The 16,333-nt window shown below is 68.0% G+C and carries 15 protein-coding genes and 1 other RNA gene; 8 read left to right on the top strand and 8 right to left on the bottom strand.

What is annotated here, in order from left to right; translation table 11 throughout:
* Window positions 1–8 precede the first annotated feature (8 nt).
* Both IU452_RS17540 and IU452_RS17535 read right to left on the bottom strand, forming a co-directional pair.
* Window positions 9–482: a GNAT family N-acetyltransferase gene (locus tag IU452_RS17540; protein WP_195110120.1), complete on the bottom strand. Its 474-nt coding sequence runs from the start codon at window positions 480–482 to the stop codon at window positions 9–11.
* A 9-nt stretch (window positions 483–491) separates the two neighbouring features.
* Window positions 492–1,379, bottom strand: coding sequence for an alpha/beta hydrolase (locus IU452_RS17535; RefSeq protein ID WP_195110119.1), 888 nt, complete (start codon window positions 1,377–1,379; stop codon window positions 492–494).
* Between the two features lie 244 nt (window positions 1,380–1,623).
* On the opposite strand from IU452_RS17535, the gene rnpB reads away from it, so the two are divergent.
* The 6 genes from rnpB to IU452_RS17505 all read left to right on the top strand — a co-directional run bounded on the left by rnpB (window position 1,624) and on the right by IU452_RS17505 (window position 7,514).
* An RNA gene (rnpB, locus tag IU452_RS17530) (RNase P RNA component class A) lies at window positions 1,624–2,033 on the top strand.
* 216 nt (window positions 2,034–2,249) lie between these two features.
* Entirely contained in the window at window positions 2,250–2,858 is a 609-nt protein-coding gene (locus tag IU452_RS17525; RefSeq protein ID WP_195110118.1) for a TetR/AcrR family transcriptional regulator, read from the top strand.
* A 17-nt stretch (window positions 2,859–2,875) separates the two neighbouring features.
* Window positions 2,876–3,985, top strand: coding sequence for a zinc-binding dehydrogenase (locus IU452_RS17520; protein ID WP_195110117.1), 1,110 nt, complete (start codon window positions 2,876–2,878; stop codon window positions 3,983–3,985).
* A 124-nt stretch (window positions 3,986–4,109) separates the two neighbouring features.
* Window positions 4,110–4,922, top strand: coding sequence for a slipin family protein (locus tag IU452_RS17515; protein WP_195110116.1), 813 nt, complete (start codon window positions 4,110–4,112; stop codon window positions 4,920–4,922).
* A gap of 804 nt (window positions 4,923–5,726) precedes the next feature.
* On the top strand, window positions 5,727–6,059 hold the full coding sequence (locus IU452_RS17510) for a hypothetical protein (protein ID WP_195110115.1): 333 nt from the start codon (window positions 5,727–5,729) through the stop codon (window positions 6,057–6,059).
* 15 nt (window positions 6,060–6,074) lie between these two features.
* Window positions 6,075–7,514 carry an RNB domain-containing ribonuclease gene (locus IU452_RS17505; RefSeq protein ID WP_195110114.1) on the top strand — a complete coding sequence of 480 codons (1,440 nt, stop codon included), beginning with the start codon at window positions 6,075–6,077 and terminating at the stop codon, window positions 7,512–7,514.
* Window positions 7,515–7,518: 4 nt separating this feature from the next.
* Here IU452_RS17505 and IU452_RS17500 read toward each other — a convergent pair whose 3' ends face one another.
* The 6 genes from IU452_RS17500 to panB form a co-directional block, all read right to left on the bottom strand.
* On the bottom strand, window positions 7,519–8,646 hold the full coding sequence (locus IU452_RS17500; protein ID WP_195110113.1) for a DUF4436 family protein: 1,128 nt from the start codon (window positions 8,644–8,646) through the stop codon (window positions 7,519–7,521).
* A gap of 271 nt (window positions 8,647–8,917) precedes the next feature.
* Complete coding sequence (locus tag IU452_RS17495) at window positions 8,918–9,787, bottom strand: CHAD domain-containing protein (RefSeq protein WP_195110112.1); 870 nt, start codon at window positions 9,785–9,787, stop codon at window positions 8,918–8,920.
* Window positions 9,787–10,746: a prolyl aminopeptidase gene (gene pip, locus IU452_RS17490; RefSeq protein ID WP_195110111.1), complete on the bottom strand. Its 960-nt coding sequence runs from the start codon at window positions 10,744–10,746 to the stop codon at window positions 9,787–9,789. Before pip ends, IU452_RS17495 begins: the two co-directional genes overlap by 1 nt.
* On the bottom strand, window positions 10,746–11,186 hold the full coding sequence (locus IU452_RS38190; RefSeq protein ID WP_228817968.1) for a hypothetical protein: 441 nt from the start codon (window positions 11,184–11,186) through the stop codon (window positions 10,746–10,748). The genes pip and IU452_RS38190 overlap by 1 nt, the downstream gene beginning before the upstream one ends.
* Before the next feature lie 128 nt (window positions 11,187–11,314).
* A complete protein-coding gene (locus IU452_RS17480; RefSeq protein WP_195110110.1) occupies window positions 11,315–12,214 on the bottom strand; it encodes a hypothetical protein in 900 nt (299 codons plus the stop codon).
* A gap of 30 nt (window positions 12,215–12,244) precedes the next feature.
* Window positions 12,245–13,087, bottom strand: coding sequence for a 3-methyl-2-oxobutanoate hydroxymethyltransferase (gene panB / locus IU452_RS17475; protein WP_195110109.1), 843 nt, complete (start codon window positions 13,085–13,087; stop codon window positions 12,245–12,247).
* A gap of 143 nt (window positions 13,088–13,230) precedes the next feature.
* Between panB and IU452_RS17470 the strand changes: the two genes are divergently transcribed.
* A complete protein-coding gene (locus tag IU452_RS17470; RefSeq protein WP_195110108.1) occupies window positions 13,231–14,778 on the top strand; it encodes an alpha/beta hydrolase in 1,548 nt (515 codons plus the stop codon).
* Window positions 14,779–14,973: 195 nt separating this feature from the next.
* Window positions 14,974–16,311, top strand: a complete 1,338-nt coding sequence (glnA, locus tag IU452_RS17465; RefSeq protein WP_195110107.1) for a type I glutamate--ammonia ligase — start codon at window positions 14,974–14,976, stop codon at window positions 16,309–16,311.
* The last annotated feature ends 22 nt before the right edge of the window (window positions 16,312–16,333 follow it).

Genomic DNA, 16,333 nt, shown 5'->3' with positions numbered 1-16,333 from the left:
GGCGCGAATCAGCGGAGGGCGCAGGCCATTTCGATCTCGGTATCCGGGCTGTGGGCGGCGGTCACCCGTGTCCGTCCGGTCGGCACGAAACCCTGTCTGCGGTAGAGCTTCTCGGCGGGGGCATTGTCGTCGAGCACCCACAGCCGTAGCTCCGGATGGCCTTGTGCGCGTACCCAATCCACCACCGAGCCGATCAACAGATCCGAGGCCCCGGTGCCGCGCACGACGGGCGACACCCACACCGACACCAGGTACGGCCGCCCGTCCTCGAACAGCACGCCCGCACAACCCACCGGCTGTCGGTGCGATTCCACGACGAACAGCGTCCTGAGGCCGAGCCATCGCCGCCACCGCTGCTCATCCCACACCGCCGCCTCGGCGAATGTCGAGGAGAATCGGCCGGGCGGGGATGTCGCCAGCGCGTTCAGCCGCGCGGTGCGAGCAGTCCGCCACTCTTCACTGCCCAGCTGCCGCACGATCATTCGCCGATGCTACGGCCGCAGCACCGAGACCAGGAATTCGGTCTGGTCGTAGACGGCCTTCTCGAACCAGTCGTCGAAGTAGATGTCGAAGTGACCGATGGGGTAGCGCTTGACGATGGCGTGTTTGGTGCGTTCGGCGGCCTTCAGTGTCGGACCGACCGGGGCGACCGAATCGTTGTCGCACACCGCATACATCACGGGCACCTTGATGGCCTTGGTGCGCCGCCAGGGTGAATCGAACATGGCCGAGAAGCCGAAGCGGGCGGCCACCTTCGGTTGGTAGCGTTCGCTTTCCTCGGCGAGGCGACCGAAGCCCTCGGGCACGTCGGGAGCGCTCATCAGCGCGGCCGACCGTTTGCGCCCCGCCAGCCGCACGCCGACCGGTTTGCGCCGGATCGGGCCGATCAGAACGTCGGTCATCGCGAGGGTGCCCGTCTTCGCGAGGCTGATCGGCCCCTTCGCCAGCGCCGAGGCCCGCCCGCTGGTGAACGGGCACTGCGCGACGACGGCGGCCAGGTAGTCGTCCTCGTGCGCGATCGACAGCACGTGCCCGCCGCCGAAGGAGCTGCCCCACAACGCGATCCGGGTCGCGTCGAAGCCCTTGAGGGTGCGCGCGAAGGCGATGGCGGCCCGCCAGTCGTCACGCTGATGGCCGATGTTGATCACCTGCCGTGGCGTGCCCCCGCTGGCCCCGAAATGCCGGTAGTCGAATGCGAGCACCCCCATCCCGGCGGCCGCGAACCGGCGCGCATACCGATCCAGCCCCATCTCTCGATTGGCCCCCAGCCCATGGCCCATGACCACCAGCGGCCGCGGCTTCGGCGGACCGTCCGGCAGATAGAGCCACGCTGCACACTGATCGCTTCCCGACGGGAACCCCACCTCGACACGCTCCATGGCGAAATACTGTATTTGATAGCGCCGCCTCCGGCGTCGCGGGTTTGCGGCGCCCTGGTGGCTCGGCTTTCGAGGGTCGCTGCTTGCTCCTGCGTCGCGTACGCAGCGACCCTCGAAAGCCGAGCCGCGCCGCAAACCGTAAGGGGTGACGTAAGAGGCCCCGTCACCTGCGATTTCGGGCGTCGTCGCGATGATCGCCAGCGCACCGACGTGACTGTACGCCCCGTACGGCATAATGAATCCGCGAGTTGGTTGGGCGGTCGCGTCGACAGGAACGGGCATGGATGTGTCGTCGCCTGTCGCCGAGGAAAGTCCGGACTCCACAGAGCAGGGCGGTTGCTAACGGCAACCCGGGGTGACCCGCGGGACAGTGCCACAGAAAACAGACCGCCGGCGCGCACGCGCCGGTAAGGGTGAAACGGTGCGGTAAGAGCGCACCAGCGCCCCGGGTGACCGGGGCGGCTCGGTAAACCCCGCCCGGAGCAAGGTCGAAGGTCGCACTCTCCGGAGTGCGGCTGCGCAGGTGCCCGAGGGCTGCTCGCCCGAGCCTGCGGGTGGACCGCTCGAGGTGCCCGGCAACGGTGCACCCAGATGGATGGCCGCCCCCCGGTGCACAACCGGGGACAGGATCCGGCTTATAGACCGACTCGCTCCTCTCTACCGCAGGGCGGTGAGGCCTCCAGGCCTCACCGCCCTGCGTCTATTTGAAAGTGATTCCGGTCGCTGACGCTCTCCGCTGCACACTATGTCTGGTAGCTTTACATTTTGTTAGATCAGTTGTCGGTATGGCAGTTGAGCTGGCGGAATGTTGCTCATAACCACCTCCGGCCTGCTCAGGGCGGGTGGGAGGACATGTGAAGGAGATGGCCAGTGGGTGAGCAGCGGTTGAGTGTGCGGGAGGAACAGAAGCGGCTGACTCGGGACAGGCTGCTGGATGCGGCCGTCGAGGTGTTCGCCGAGAAGTCGTCGATGGACGCCACGATGGACGACATCGCCAAGGCGGCCGCGGTGTCCCGGGTGACGGTCTATGCGCACTTCCCGAGCAAGACCGATATCGTGCTGGCCCTGGCGGATCGGCTCTACACCCTCGGCGACACGGTCTACGCCGACCTTGCCGAGCGTCCGGTGTGGACCCGAGCCACCGTTCGCGACTGGCTCGACGTGGTCGAGACCCGCTGGCGCGAGCAGGCGGCCTCCATCCGCGTGCTCACCATGGCCGGACCCCCGGCCTCCATCGCGGGCACGCTCGCCGCACGCGAGCGCTACGTCGCCCGCTTGACCGCCGACCGCAGCCGCTGGCGGGCGGTCACTCCGGGCCAGGCCCGGCAGCGGGCGCTGATGACAGCCCTGCTCATCGAGTCGTTCTTCGCCGCCTGGATCGCCACCGGCTGGCCGACCGACACCGGAGATCCGTTGGAACTGCTCACCGACACGATCTGCCATCTCCTGGCGCCCGCACTCGCCGCCGAGCCGGGCTAGCGAAGAAAGGAACACCCTTGCGCGCCTCGATTTTCCACGACGGTGAATTCACCGTCGGCGACTTCTCCCTCCCCGAATTGCGGGCCTGGCAGATCCGGGTCCGCCCGATCGCCAACGGCATCTGCGGCGGTGATCTGTCGGCGTGGGCGCACACCGACGAATTCCTGGCCTCCAATGCCGAGGCGAAACAGGAGACCTATCTGTTCGACAAGAATCGTCCCGTGGTGTTCGGTCACGAATTCACCGCCGAGGTCACCGAATTGGGGCCGGAGGTCACCGAATACGCGGTCGGGCAGAAACTGTTCGTGCTGCCCTGGGTCGCCGACGCCGCCGGTGTGGTCCGCTGCCTCGGTTACGCCAACGACTACCCGGGCGGCATGAGCACCGCGACCATTGCCGGTGCGAGCATGCATGTTCCGCTGCACGACGATGTCGATCCGGTGCTCGCCGCGACCCTGGAGCCGGTCGCCACCGGCACCAACGGCGCACGCCAGACCGGCATCGGCGCGGGCGAGGGGGCACTGGTCACCGGGGCCGGGCCGATCGGGCTGGGTGCTGTCGTGGAACTGGCTGCGCGAGGGGCGAATCCGATCGTCGTCTCCGATCCCTCGGCCAAGCGGCGCGAGATCGCCCTCGCCTATGGTGCGCACGTCGCCGTCGATCCCCGCACGGCCGACCCGGTCGCGGTCTGGCGCGAGCTGGCCGAGGCCGGGTCGCGGTTGTACGTGGTCGAGGCCTCCGGCGCCCGGCTGCTGTCGGAATTGATCGCGACGGTGCCACCGCACACGGTGATCAGCGTCGTGGGCGCCAATGCCCGGCCGGAGTCGATCCGCTCGATGACCGCTGTCGTCAACAACATCACCCTGAAATTCGTCTGCGGCCCCGTCCACGGCGAGACCCGCTACGAGGGCGTGTGGCGGGCCTACGAACACCTGCGCGAGGGCCGCTACGACCCGGCACGCATGGTGACCGCCTATACCGGATTGGCCGGCGCGCAAGCGGCTTTCGATGCGCTGCGCCCCAGCGACGGCGCCACCGAACAGGTGAAGATCCTCATCGTGCCCGACCTGGACACCGACGAACTGCTCACCCCCGAGCAGGCGGGCTTCGCGACCGTACCCGCGTAGGGGCGCTCCCCGGTCACCCCGCCACGAATCCTGCTCGCAGTGGTGCGCCGTGGTGGCATGATCGATGGACAGGCCCGGATCTTCCCGTGCGCCGGGCGTTTTCGCATGGCGGTGCGATATGGACATGGTGATGCTCGTCGGAGTCGCCGTCGCGATGGGCGGGGTGCTGGGCGCTCTGGTGGCCCGATCGAGTATGCGGGTGGTGGAGCAGTTCGAGCGGGGCCTGGTGTTCCGGTTCGGGCGGGTGCGGGCGGTCCGGGAACCGGGTCTGCGGCTGCTGATTCCGTTCGTGGACAAGATGCGCAAGGTGCCGATGCGGATCGTCACCATGCCGGTGCCGGGGCAGGAGGGGATCACCCGCGACAACGTCACCGTGCGTGTGGATGCGGTCGTGTACTTCCGCGTCATTGATCCGGTGCAGGCCGTGGTGGAGGTGCAGGATTATCTGTTCGCCGTGGCCCAGGTCGCCCAGACCTCGCTGCGGTCGATCATCGGCAAGAGCGATCTGGACGATCTGCTGTCGAATCGGGAGCAGCTCAACAAGGGCCTCGAGATCATGATCGACAGTCCGGCGCTGGGGTGGGGTGTGCACATCGATCGGGTGGAGATCAAGGATGTGGCGCTGCCGGAATCGCTGAAGCGGTCGATGTCGCGGCAAGCGGAGGCCGAACGGGAGCGGCGTGCCCGCGTCATCACCGCCGAGGGTGAACTGCAGGCCTCGCAGATGCTGGCCGACGCGGGTGCGAAGGTGGCGCAGGCGCCCGCGGCGCTGCAACTGCGGCTGTTGCAGACGGTGGTCGAGGTTGCGGCGGAAAAGAATTCGACGCTGGTGCTGCCCTTCCCGGTGGAACTGCTGCGTTTCCTCGAGCGGTCGACGCCGGGCGCGGACGAGCCGCGCGACGAGGCGGGAATCGAGGAGGCCGACGCGGGCGGCTGAGTCCGGCTATGACAACGGCGGCACCCGAACCGGGTGCCGCCGCGTGATGCCGGGATGGCGAAGAGAGTTCGTCAGCCGGCCGGGGAGATGACGAGGATCTGGGCCCAGTAGGCGGCCTGCTCGGGGCCGAGCAGCGGCAACAGGTAGTCGTAGACGATGGACGACATACGGTGCGGAACTCCCTTGTTTCTCGACAGACGGATATTTGCGATCGGGACCGACGGCCCCGCGAACACCCGGCCACAGTAACAGCGCCGAGCGCGTCCCGCAGGCCAGCGGCGGGAGAATCGCGCCGCGAGAATGTTTTCGGATGAAAGTTGCCGTCATGGCACTGGAGGTGTGCCCGTGCGCTCGCCGGGCGGCGGGATAGTACTCCCATCGGCGGTTCGCCCCATAGGGGAGTTATGTTCATCGGCTCTTGGTCGGGCGGCGCGGGGTGACGGGTGCGGCGCGGTGGCGTGCGAGGAAACCGGCAAACGGGACGACTGTGACGGGTCGTGGTCGCGCCCGGTGTGAGTCATCGGCCGCGCTGTCGGTCGATGGCACTCGGGCTCGAGAAATGCCGAGGCACCAGAGGTCTCGAGGGGAATTGGGCGTGGCCCTTACCACGTTTGAAAGGCGGCCGGGCGGAACGGTGTGCGACGGAAATCGAGAGGGGGACACGCGTCCGGCGCGGCGATCGTTCTGTAACTGGCCCTACCCGTGACAGACGTCATAGAGTGTTGCGCGTTGGAAAGTTCCGTTGCTGGGGGGCAGCAACGGAGCTGTGGGTGTCAACAACGTCGGAAAGCAGGTTCTGTCTCTATGCGAGTAGTTCGCAAGTTGGTTGCCGGTGCGTTGGTTGCCGGGGCTGCTTCGGTTTTGGCTGTGCTGGGCGCCGGGTCCGCATCCGCGGTTTCGGTGACCCCGCTGCCGGGTGGGGTACAGGTCGACCTCACCCCTGGGGACACCCAGTGGGTGCACCAAACTCACATCGGGCAGGCCATCGCCAACCTGCCCCACCCGTCGGCGGCGTCGTTCGGGCAGGCGCTCGATTCGGCGGCCGGTCTGTCCTCGCAGTACCCGGACGGGCGGGTCGTGTTCACGGTGTACGGTCCGTTCGATCAGTTGAACGGCACCATGCTGGCGCTGCAGTAATTCAGCGCCTTTCGCGTGGAACTCCATCAGCGGATCGTGTCGGCGCCGGTCGATTTCGGCGTCGTGCGAACCGAATTCGGACTGGCCTCGGACTATCCGTCCGAGGCCGTCTCGGAGGCCCGCGACGCGGTCGACGCGTTCGCGGGCTCCCGGGCCGATCGCCGCGATATCCCGCTGGTCACGATCGACCCGCCCGGCGCCATGGATCTGGACCAGGCGCTGTATCTCGAACGCACCTCCACCGGCTTCCTGCTGCAGTACGCGATCGCGGACGTGGGAGCCGTCATCGCCCCCGCCGGGGCCCTCGACCGGGAATCGACGTCCCGGGGCCAGACTTTCTATCTCCCCGACGGCACCGTGCCGCTGCATCCGCCGGTGTTGTCGGAAGGATCGGCCAGCCTGCTGCCCGATCAGGATCGCCCCGCCGCGCTGTGGACCATCGAATGCGACGAAACCGGCGAACCGCAACGCTTTTCGGTGCAGCGGGCGCTGGTGCGCTCGCGCGCCCGGCTCGACTACGCGGGTGTGCAGGCCGACGCCGACGCCGGCCGCCTCCATCCCTCGATCGCCGCGCTGCCGGATTTCGGGCGGCTGCGCATCGAGGCGGGGCTCGCGCGCGGCGCGATCGGTCTGCGACTGCCCGCCCAGACGGTGGCGCGCGACGAGGACGGCGAACCGCAGTCGCCCCAGCACTGGCAGCTGATCGTCGAACCGCGCACCGCCGCCGACGATTGGAACGAACAGGTCTCCCTGCTGACCGGCATGTGCGCGGCTCGAATCATGCTCGGCGACGATCAGCCCTTCGGCCTGCTGCGCACGATGCCCGCGCCGCCGCCCTCGGCCATCGACTCCATGCGGCGCACGGCGGCCGCGCTGCGCGTGGACTGGCCCGCCGACGAATCGGTGGGCCGCATGCTTGCCCGGCTGGATCCGGCAACGCCTGCGGCCCTGGTCCTGATGTCGGAGGCGACCGGACTGCTGCGCGGTGCCACCTACACCGTGCTCGACGGTGATATTCCGGACACCCTGGCGCACAGCGGGATCGGCGCGCCCTACGCCCATGTCACCGCCCCGCTGCGCCGGTTGGCCGACCGCTACGCGACCGAGATCTGCCTGGCCCGCTGCGCGGGCGATCCGGTGCCGCCGTGGGTGCGCGACGGCCTCACCGCGGCCGCGGAGTCGATGCGCCGCACCGACGCCGTCGCCGGAAAACTGGAGCGCGCCTGCCTCGATCTGACCGAGGCCACCGTGCTCGCCGCGCGGCTGGGCGGGGTCTTCAATGCCGTGGTGGTGCGGGAGGCCAACGGCAGCCGCCCCGCCGAAATATTCGTCTCCGATCCGCCGGTGGTCGCCCAATGCGTCGGCTCACCACCGGAAGGTTGGCGGGTGCGGGCTCGCCTGGTCGAGGCAGACCCGGCCAAGCGGACGGTCGTTTTCGCCTTCCCCGTGGACTGAGCGATCAATGCCGCGACACGGAATTGGGCTCGTGCCATACGTCCGATCCGTCGTCGCGGTGGTCGGCGCCGTCGTGCTGCCGAATCGGCGTCTCGCGGATCGGCTCTCGGATGGGGGCGAAGGGCGCGGTGACCTCGGTATCGGCGGGCGATGACACGCCGACGAAGGCGAGCCTGGATTCGTAAGGCGCCGTGTCCGTCTCGGCCGCGTCGTCCTCGATGTCCAATTCCTCCGAATGCGGTGGTGCGGCCTCGAGCCGCTGTTCGGTGAATTCCTTGGCGATCTCTACGCGATAGCCGATCAGGACCGAGGTGATCAGGGCGACGGAGATGATCGCTTCGGCCAGGAAGAACGAGGCGAAGTCGATGATCGAACCGATCGGCGGGGCGCCCGGGACGGCATTGCGCAACGGCACCAATGCGAACAACACCGCCGCCATCATGGAGCAGGCCGGGAAGAGCAGGCCGCGCCGCCACCGTAGGACGTAGTAGGCGGCCGTGGCGGCCGCCACCGCCAGGCCCAGCATCAGCACCATGATGAACAGGGCGAACACCAGGGTGGGCGTGGAACGCTTGATCTGCGTGTCTAGGACGGTGAGCGACGGCTCGGCAGCGGTGTCGAGGCGGGCGCCGACCTTGAAGAACGAATCACCGTTGCCCACGATCGTCACCGTCGGCAGCGGGTGCCCGTCGGCGCCGAACACCTGAAACGCCAGGCGCGTGCGATACCGGTCGAAGGGATAGTCGGTATTGGTGCCCAGCAGGGCGAATTTCGTGTCGATGGTCGAAACCGGCTGCCCCGCCGCGATTTTGATCGGATCCGACTTCGCCGCCGACGGCATGACCAGCACCGCACCGGACCTGAAGTATCCGGAGTCGTCGGCGAGTGCGCCCTGCGGGGACACATTGACGTCGACCATGACCGTCTGGGTCGCGGTGTCGACGCGGCTCACCCACACTCCCACGTCGACCCGGTCCGGGCGGTCGAGATCCCCGAAGGAGTAGGAGACGTCGGCACGGTGCTTGCCGAATACGTACATGCCCAGGCCGGCGCCTACCATCGCGATCAACGCCAGCGCGGCGAGCAGGGCCGTGAACAGGCCTCGTTGCTTTGACTTCGCGCGGTGCTGCATCGGGTGATGATAACGACGCCGGGGAAAACATTCCTAGTGACACGGCTAACTTGCGGCAAATTCTCATATCGGCGTTTCGGGACACGACCGACAAAGACCTGGTACTTCGCAGTGACCTGCTGATGACCCGTCGTGATCTCTCCGTTTCTTGTCGCAAATTCGACGTCCGGACCTGGAGATCATGCCATTCTGACATTGCGGGCCAACGGGACGTAACCGTCGAACGTGGCATCCGTCCAAGAGGATTCGAGGATCGGCGATCCGCTCCGGTTCAGCCCTCGAACTCATCCTGCAGAAAAGCCACCGCAACCGGATATTTGTCGAGTGCCTTGCGTGCCGCATCGGCCTCGGCGCGACACAGCTCGTCATACGGAGCGGTATCGGTGCCGCGCTTGCGGGCAGCCGCGGCACGGGCCTGGATGGTGGCCGTCGACTCGACGGCATCGCGGTGGTCGCCGAGCACCGACTGCAGCTTCTTGGCCCGGCGCGCCAACTCCTCGGCGGGTCCGTCGAGCACCCCGGCCGCGGCCTCGGCGGAATAGCGTAAACGCTTGGCCGCCTTGCGGATCTCGTGCAGATGCTCGATCCGTTCGTCCTCGGGAACGTCGGGCTCGGCGCGCGCCAGGCGGCGCAGGCGCCGGAAGTCCTTGCGCAACACCGTGGAAAAGACGTCGTCGGCCCCTTTCTCTGCGCGGTGCGACCGCAGGGGCGGATCGAAGCGCAAATCCAGCAGCCGCTCGCGCAGTGCGGCGTAGCGCTCCCCGTCGAGGGCGCGCAGCACCGCCTTGTGCGCACGGGTGTATTTGCCTCGTTCGATCGACGCCAGCCGCCTGCCGATGCGGCGCTGTTCCGGCGGCTGCTCCTGGGCCAGCGCCGCGAACCGCTCCGCGCGCACCTCGGCATCGCGCGCCACCCCGAGCAGTCCGGCCAGCCAGCGCAATTCGTCGCGGATCTCGTCGATCGGCTTGCGGTGGAACATCTTTCGATACGACTTCAGCACGCTGCGCAGCCGTCGGGTCGCCACTCGCATGCTGTGCACCGCATCCGGGCGGTCCGCGCGCACGTCGGGCTCGGCCGACAGCAGCCGGTCCAGATCGTCGGCCACGGCTGCGACGAGGGCGGGACCGGCTGCGGTGACCATCAGCTGTCCCGGAACTTGTCGGTGGCTTCGATCAGATGGTGGGTGATCCCCGGCTCGCTGGCGGAATGACCGGCGTCGTCGACGAGGTGCAGCACCGAATTCGGCCAGGCCTGATGCAGATCCCAGGCGCTGACGGCCGGGCACACGATGTCGTGGCGGCCCTGCACGATCACGCCGGGAATATGGGCTATGCGGTCGATATCGCGCAGCAGCTGGCCCTCGTCGAGGAATCCGCCGTTGACGAAGTAGTGGTTCTCGATCCGGGCGAATGCGAGCGCGAAACGTGGTTCGGCGGTTTCGGCGACCCGATCCGGTTGCGGCAGCAGCGAACTCGTCGCCCCCTCCCACGTCGACCAGGCCACGGCCGCGGCGGTGACGACGTCGGGGTCGGAGGAGTGCAGCAGCCGGTGATAGACGCTCACCAGATCTCCTCGGCGCTCGGATTCCGGCACTGGCGCCAAGAATTTGACCCATTCGTCAGGGTACACGTACCCGGCGGAGCCGTTGTAGTACCAGTCGATCTCCTTGCGGCGCAACAGGAATATCCCCCGCAGCACCAATTCGGTGACGCGGTCGGGATGGGTCTGCGCATACGACAGCGCCAGCGTCGAACCCCACGAGCCACCGAAGACCTGCCACCGGTCGATGCCCAGGTGTGTGCGCAGTTTCTCCATATCGGCCACCAGATGCCAGGTGGTGTTGGTGTCCAGGCTGGCGCCGTCGGCGATATGCGGTGTGGATCGGCCGCAACCGCGCTGATCGAACAGGACGATCCGATAGGCCTGCGGGTCGAAGAACTGCCGATGGTAGGGGGCGGTGCCGCCGCCGGGGCCGCCGTGCAGGAACACCACCGGCTTGCCGGCGGGGTTACCGCTTTCCTCCCAGTAGATGTGCTGGCCGTCGCCGACGTCCAGCATGCCGTCGCGGTGCGGGTCGAGGGGTGGGTACAGCTGACGCATCAGAACGCGATCCCCGAGGCGAGGTCCTGCAGCTCCAGCGCCTGCAGCGCCTGGGTGCGGACGTCCGGGCAGTTCTTGGTGGTGATGCGGTCGACGACCGGCTTGTCGGCGAGCACCTGCAGGTTGATGCCGCCGTTCTTCGCCGCCCATTCGTGGATGGTGATGTTCAGCGCGGCCCGGCCCAGCGTCGGTCCCTGCACCCGCCAGTCCGACAGCTGCGGTTGGAGGGCCTCGCAGAGCTGCTTGCCGGCCTCGTCGGTGATCTGCACCGGGCCCGGCCTCGCCCCGCTCGACGGCGCCGCCGACCCGCTCGGATGTGCCGTGGACGTGACCGATCCGCTGGATCCGGCGGGTGTCGGTGATCCGGTCGTACCACCCCCGCATCCGGCGATCAGCGCGGCGGCCACCACACCGGCGGCACCCAGCGCCCCGCGAGTCATCCAACGGCTCTGCGACATCTGTTCCCTTTGCTCGTTTCGTGCTCCGTCGGCTTCCGAGTCTGCCACTGATTTGCAGCCGACGTCTCCCGCCGTGGCGACGACCCGGCCGATTCCCGAGCTGCGCGGCCTCAGCCGGTGAGGGCGGCGCGCAGTTGGCCGAGCAGGGTGTCGACGAAGGGGGCGAGGCGGTCCGACGCCCCATCGGGCCACGCGTCGAGCGCGACGAAGGGGTGTAATGCGGTGAGCGGGGCGAGGCACTCGGCGAGCGCGATCTCGCCGGCGGTCACCGTGCTCACCGCACGCCACTGGTCGAAATACGCCGCACGCAGGGGGTCGCGCAACGTGCGGATGGACAGGAACGGATGCGTGATCAACGCATCTCCCCAGTCGAAAAGGGTTGTGGTGGAGTCGAAGACGTGCCGCGGATGCAGGTCGTTGTGTTCGAGGCTGAGGCGGCCGAAGGCGGCCAGCTCGGCCGCCGCGCGCTCGATGGCGGGTCCGAGGCCCGGAGCGCGGTGTTCGAAACGGCGGTAGACGGTGATCAACCGGCCCGGTGGCAGGACGGGTACGCCCGCGCCGCGCAACTCGCCGAGGTGCGCCGAAAGCCGGTGCTGCAGAGCCGCATACGATCGCAGGATGCCGCGCCACCGGTCCGGATCGGGCCGCACGACCGCGGCGGCACCGTCGATGAGATGCCGTTCGGAGGGGTCCTCGGGCAGCGTCGCACCACCGTCCGGGCTCACCAGCCACCCGTTGTCCCGATGCACCGCAAGGGGTTCGAGGACACTGCCCGGGGCGAGCCGAGCCAGCGTCTGCAGCAGTGGCCCTTCGTGGGCGAAGGCGCGAGAACTCGCCTTCGCCCACACCGGTCCGATATCGGTGGGTATGCGAGCCAGCAGCGTCCAGTCCCGCCGCCGCATCTCCTCGGCGGCACCGCACACCGCGATGCCCTGCGCCGCCAATTCCCGCGCGGCCCAGCCCACCAGCGGTTCCAGCGGCTGGTCGAGCAGAGAAACCGGCACGGACATCGGCCTCACCCCGGCAGGGGCGTCACCGGCTCAGAAGGTGTGTTCCTGGCTCGGGAAGGTGCCGCGGCGGACCTCGTCGGCGTAGGCTGCCGCGGCGCTGCGGAGCTGGTCGCCGAGTTGGGTGAAGTGCTTGACGAACTTGGCGGTCTTGCCGCTGGTGTAGGCGGCCATGTCCTGCCAGACCAGCACCTGGGCGTCGCAGTCGGCGCCGGCGCCGATGCCGACGGTGGGGATGGTCAGCTTGCGGGTGGCCTGGGCGGCCAGCTCGGCGGGAACCATCTCCATGACCACCGCGAACGCCCCGGCTTCCTGCACCGCGATGGCGTCGGCGATGAGCTGTTCGGCGCCGTCGCCGCGGCCCTGCACCCGATAGCCGCCGAGGGTGTTGACGCTCTGCGGGGTGAACCCGATATGGGCCATGACCGGGATGCCGGCCCTGGTGAGCGTCGCGATCTGCTCCGAAACCCGTTCGCCGCCTTCGAGTTTCACCGCCTGTGCGCCGCCCTCCTTCATCAGTCGCACGGCATTGGTGAGCGCCTGCTCGGGGGAGGCCTCGTAGCTGCCGAACGGCAGATCGGCGACCACCAGCGCATGCGGGGCGCCCCGAACGACGCCACGGACCAGCGGAATCAGCTCGTCCAGCGAGATCGGCACGGTCGTGTCGTAGCCGTACACCACATTGGCCGCCGAATCGCCGACCAGCAGGACCGGAATACCGGCCTCTTCGAACAATTTCGCCGTGGAGTAGTCGTAGGCGGTCAGCATCGCCCATTTCTCGCCCGCGGCCTTCATCTGCTGCAGATGCTGTACTCGAGTCTTCCGCCGGGAAGTTTTCGGTGCGGCACCGTAGGCAGGGGTTTCCTGATCGGACATCATCGTCCCTTTCGTTGTCGCCTCGAGGCCCGAACGGGTCCCCGGGATGTTCTGACCTGTCCAGTCTGCACCGGGCCGATCCGGCGATTAAGGCGTTCGGCCCATGCAATTCGTCACACGGGCGGGGATGGCAGGATCGGACCATGTCGTTGTTGCGTTCCGGTCGTGTCGCCGTCCTGGTGGCACTGACGTGTGTAGCCGCCGCCTGCACCACCTCCGGCAAGGAGGAACCCGCCCCGTCGTCGGCGCCCACACCGACGCCCGCGGCGCTGGACAAGTTCTACAAACAGACACCGCAGTGGGGCAGCTGCACCGGGTTCACCGGCGATCCCTCCGACCGGTTCCCGTCCGAGGCCGAGTGCACCCGGATCACCGTGCCGGTCGATTACGCCAAACCCGAGGGCAACACCGCGCAGATCGCGCTCTCGCGCATCAAGGCCACCGGGCAGCGCATCGGATCGCTGCTGTTCAACCCGGGTGGTCCGGGCCAGTCGGGGTTGTGGATGGCGCAGCAGGGCAAGGACACCCCGCTGGCCGAGCGCTTCGACCGGGTCGGATTCGATCCGCGCGGCGTGGGTGCCTCCCTCCCGGCGATCAAATGCCTGACGGCCGAGGAATGGGATAAGGAACGGGCCGAACCGCCCAAGGACAATTCGCCCGAGGGCATCGCGGCCGCCGAGAACGAGGACAAGCAGTTCGCCGCGCGCTGCAGCGAACGCACCGGCCCCGAATTCCTGGCCCACGTCGGCACCCGCGAGGTGGTGCAGGACATGGACGTGATCCGGGCGGTGCTGGGTGACGACAAACTCAACTACGTCGGGTACTCCTACGGCACCCGCCTCGGCTACAGCTATGCCGAGAAGTTCCCCGACCGGGTCCGTGCGCTGGTCCTCGACGGTGCGCTCGATCCGGAGCAGCAACCCGAACAGGAGTCGATCGAGCAGGCGGCCGGATTCCAGAAGGCCTTCGACGCCTACGCCGCCGATTGCACGAGCAAACCGGACTGTCCGCTTGGCACCGACCCGGCCCAGGCGGTGGCGCGGTTCCGGGCGCTGATGGCGCCGCTGTGGGACCGTCCGGCGACCACCAAGGACGGCCGGGGCCTGACCTACGGCGATGCGATCACCGGCGTGCAGAACACGCTGTACGCCGAGGACAACTGGGATCTGCTCAGCGCCGGGCTGAGCCAGGTCGCCGAGGGCAAGGGCGACATCCTGCTGAAGCTGGCCGACCTCTACAACGGGCGGCGCTCCGACGGCAGCTACGACAACTCCCAGGACGCCTTCCTGTCGATCCACTGCGTCGACGATCCGGCCATCAAGGACCGGGCCGCGACCGACAAGGAGGACGCCGAGATCCGCAAGGTCGCCCCGTTCCTCGACGACGGCCACGGCAGCGGTCACGCCCCGCTGGAGATGTGCGCTTTCTGGCCGGTGCCCAATACCGGTGGCCCCCATGACCTTTCGGTCTCCGGCCTGCCCAAGACCGTGGTCATCTCCACCACCGCCGACCCGGCCACGCCGTACCAGGCGGGCGTCGACCTGGCCAAAGACCTCGGCGCGGCCCTGATCACCAACAAGGGCACCCGCCACACGGCCTTCCTCTCGGGCGGCTCCCAATGCGTCGACAACGCCGTCTTCGAATACCTGACCGACCTGAAGGAACCGCCCGCCGGTCTCACCTGCGGGTAGCCACCGCCATCCTCCCGACGTGCCCTCTTCACTGTTCCCGGCGAGCGTCTTCACTGTTCCCGGCGAGCGTCTTCACTGTTCCCGGCGAGCGTCTTCACTGTTCCCGGCCTGCTTTTGGCCGGGACCACGCCGGGATGACGGGCGAGCTTTGCTTACGTAACACGGATTTAACGCCGTATGCCTACGCTCGCGGGCATGGATCGCCAGAAAGAATTCGTGCTGCGGACGCTCGAGGAGCGGGACATCCGCTTCGTACGGCTCTGGTTCACGGATGTCTTGGGGTATCTCAAGTCGGTTGCGATCGCTCCCGCCGAGCTGGAGGGCGCCTTCGAGGAGGGCATCGGCTTCGACGGCTCGGCCATCGAAGGCTTCGCCCGGGTGTCGGAGGCCGATATGGTGGCCAAGCCCGACCCGTCGACCTTCCAGGTGCTGCCGTGGTCGACCAGCAAGGGGCACCAGCATTCGGCGCGCATGTTCTGCGATATCGCCATGCCGGACGGCTCCCCGTCGTGGGCCGACCCCCGGCACGTGCTGCGGCGGCAGCTGAACAAGGCCGGTGACCTGGGCTTCAGCTGCTATGTGCATCCGGAGATCGAGTTCTTCCTGGTGAAGTCGGCCCTGGAAAACGGCAATCCGGTGCCGGTGGACAAGGGCGGCTTCTTCGATCAGGCGGTCCACGACGAGGCGCCGAACTTCCGCCGTCACGCCATCGACGCGCTCGAGTCGATGGGCATCTCGGTGGAGTTCAGCCACCACGAGGGTGCGCCCGGCCAGCAGGAGATCGATCTGCGCTATGCCGATGCGCTGTCGATGGCCGACAACGTGATGACCTTCCGCTACCTCATCAAGGAGGTGGCCATCGACGAGGGTGTGCGGGCGACGTTCATGCCCAAGCCCTTTGCCGAGCACCCGGGTTCGGCCATGCACACCCATATGAGCCTGTTCGAGGGTGAGCAGAACGCCTTCGCCGATCCCGACGACCCGATCAACCTGTCGGAGACCGCGCGCGCGTTCATCGCGGGAATCCTGGAGCACGCCAACGAGATCAGCGCCGTCACCAACCAGTGGGTCAACTCCTACAAGCGGCTGGTGCACGGCGGCGAGGCGCCCACGGCGGCGTCCTGGGGCCGCTCGAATCGCTCTGCGCTGGTTCGGGTTCCGATGTACACGCCGAACAAGCAGTCCTCGCGCCGGGTCGAGATCCGCAGCCCTGATTCGGCGTGCAACCCCTATCTGACCTTCGCGGTGCTGCTGGCCGCGGGCCTGCGCGGTATCGAGAAGGGCTACACGCTGCCGCCGGAGGCCGAGGACGACGTGTGGTCGCTGACCGCCGCCGAGCGCCGCGCGATGGGCTTCCGCGAGCTGCCCGCCAGCCTCGACGAGGCGCTGAAGGCGATGGAACGCTCGGAGCTGGTCGCCGAGACCCTCGGCGAGCACGTCTTCGACTTCTTCCTGCGTAACAAGCGCCGCGAGTGGGCGGGTTACCGGGCCCAGATCACCCAGTACGAGCTGCAGGAGTACCTGGACCTGTAACCGGGCCACGAAGTGAGAACAA

It is taken from the genome of Nocardia transvalensis (assembly GCF_015477765.1).
GTDB classification, from domain to species: Bacteria; Actinomycetota; Actinomycetes; order Mycobacteriales; family Mycobacteriaceae; genus Nocardia; species Nocardia transvalensis_A.
The sequence above is the reverse complement of the archived record's forward strand: the minus strand, read 5'-3'. Positions and strand labels throughout refer to the sequence as shown.

What these genes read in the sequence shown, in the direction of transcription:
- pip (WP_195110111.1), bottom strand. Translation starts at nt 10,746, where the DNA reads ATGCGTCAGCTGTACCCACCCCTCGACCCGCACCGCGACGGCATGCTG.
- IU452_RS17510 (WP_195110115.1), top strand. Translation starts at nt 5,727, where the DNA reads ATGCGAGTAGTTCGCAAGTTGGTTGCCGGTGCGTTGGTTGCCGGGGCT.
- IU452_RS38190 (WP_228817968.1), bottom strand. Translation starts at nt 11,186, where the DNA reads ATGACTCGCGGGGCGCTGGGTGCCGCCGGTGTGGTGGCCGCCGCGCTG.
- IU452_RS17480 (WP_195110110.1), bottom strand. Translation starts at nt 12,214, where the DNA reads ATGTCCGTGCCGGTTTCTCTGCTCGACCAGCCGCTGGAACCGCTGGTG.
- glnA (WP_195110107.1), top strand. Translation starts at nt 14,974, where the DNA reads ATGGATCGCCAGAAAGAATTCGTGCTGCGGACGCTCGAGGAGCGGGAC.
- IU452_RS17535 (WP_195110119.1), bottom strand. Translation starts at nt 1,379, where the DNA reads ATGGAGCGTGTCGAGGTGGGGTTCCCGTCGGGAAGCGATCAGTGTGCA.
- IU452_RS17515 (WP_195110116.1), top strand. Translation starts at nt 4,110, where the DNA reads ATGGTGATGCTCGTCGGAGTCGCCGTCGCGATGGGCGGGGTGCTGGGC.
- panB (WP_195110109.1), bottom strand. Translation starts at nt 13,087, where the DNA reads ATGTCCGATCAGGAAACCCCTGCCTACGGTGCCGCACCGAAAACTTCC.
- IU452_RS17470 (WP_195110108.1), top strand. Translation starts at nt 13,231, where the DNA reads ATGTCGTTGTTGCGTTCCGGTCGTGTCGCCGTCCTGGTGGCACTGACG.
- IU452_RS17540 (WP_195110120.1), bottom strand. Translation starts at nt 482, where the DNA reads ATGATCGTGCGGCAGCTGGGCAGTGAAGAGTGGCGGACTGCTCGCACC.
- IU452_RS17495 (WP_195110112.1), bottom strand. Translation starts at nt 9,787, where the DNA reads ATGGTCACCGCAGCCGGTCCCGCCCTCGTCGCAGCCGTGGCCGACGAT.
- IU452_RS17500 (WP_195110113.1), bottom strand. Translation starts at nt 8,646, where the DNA reads ATGCAGCACCGCGCGAAGTCAAAGCAACGAGGCCTGTTCACGGCCCTG.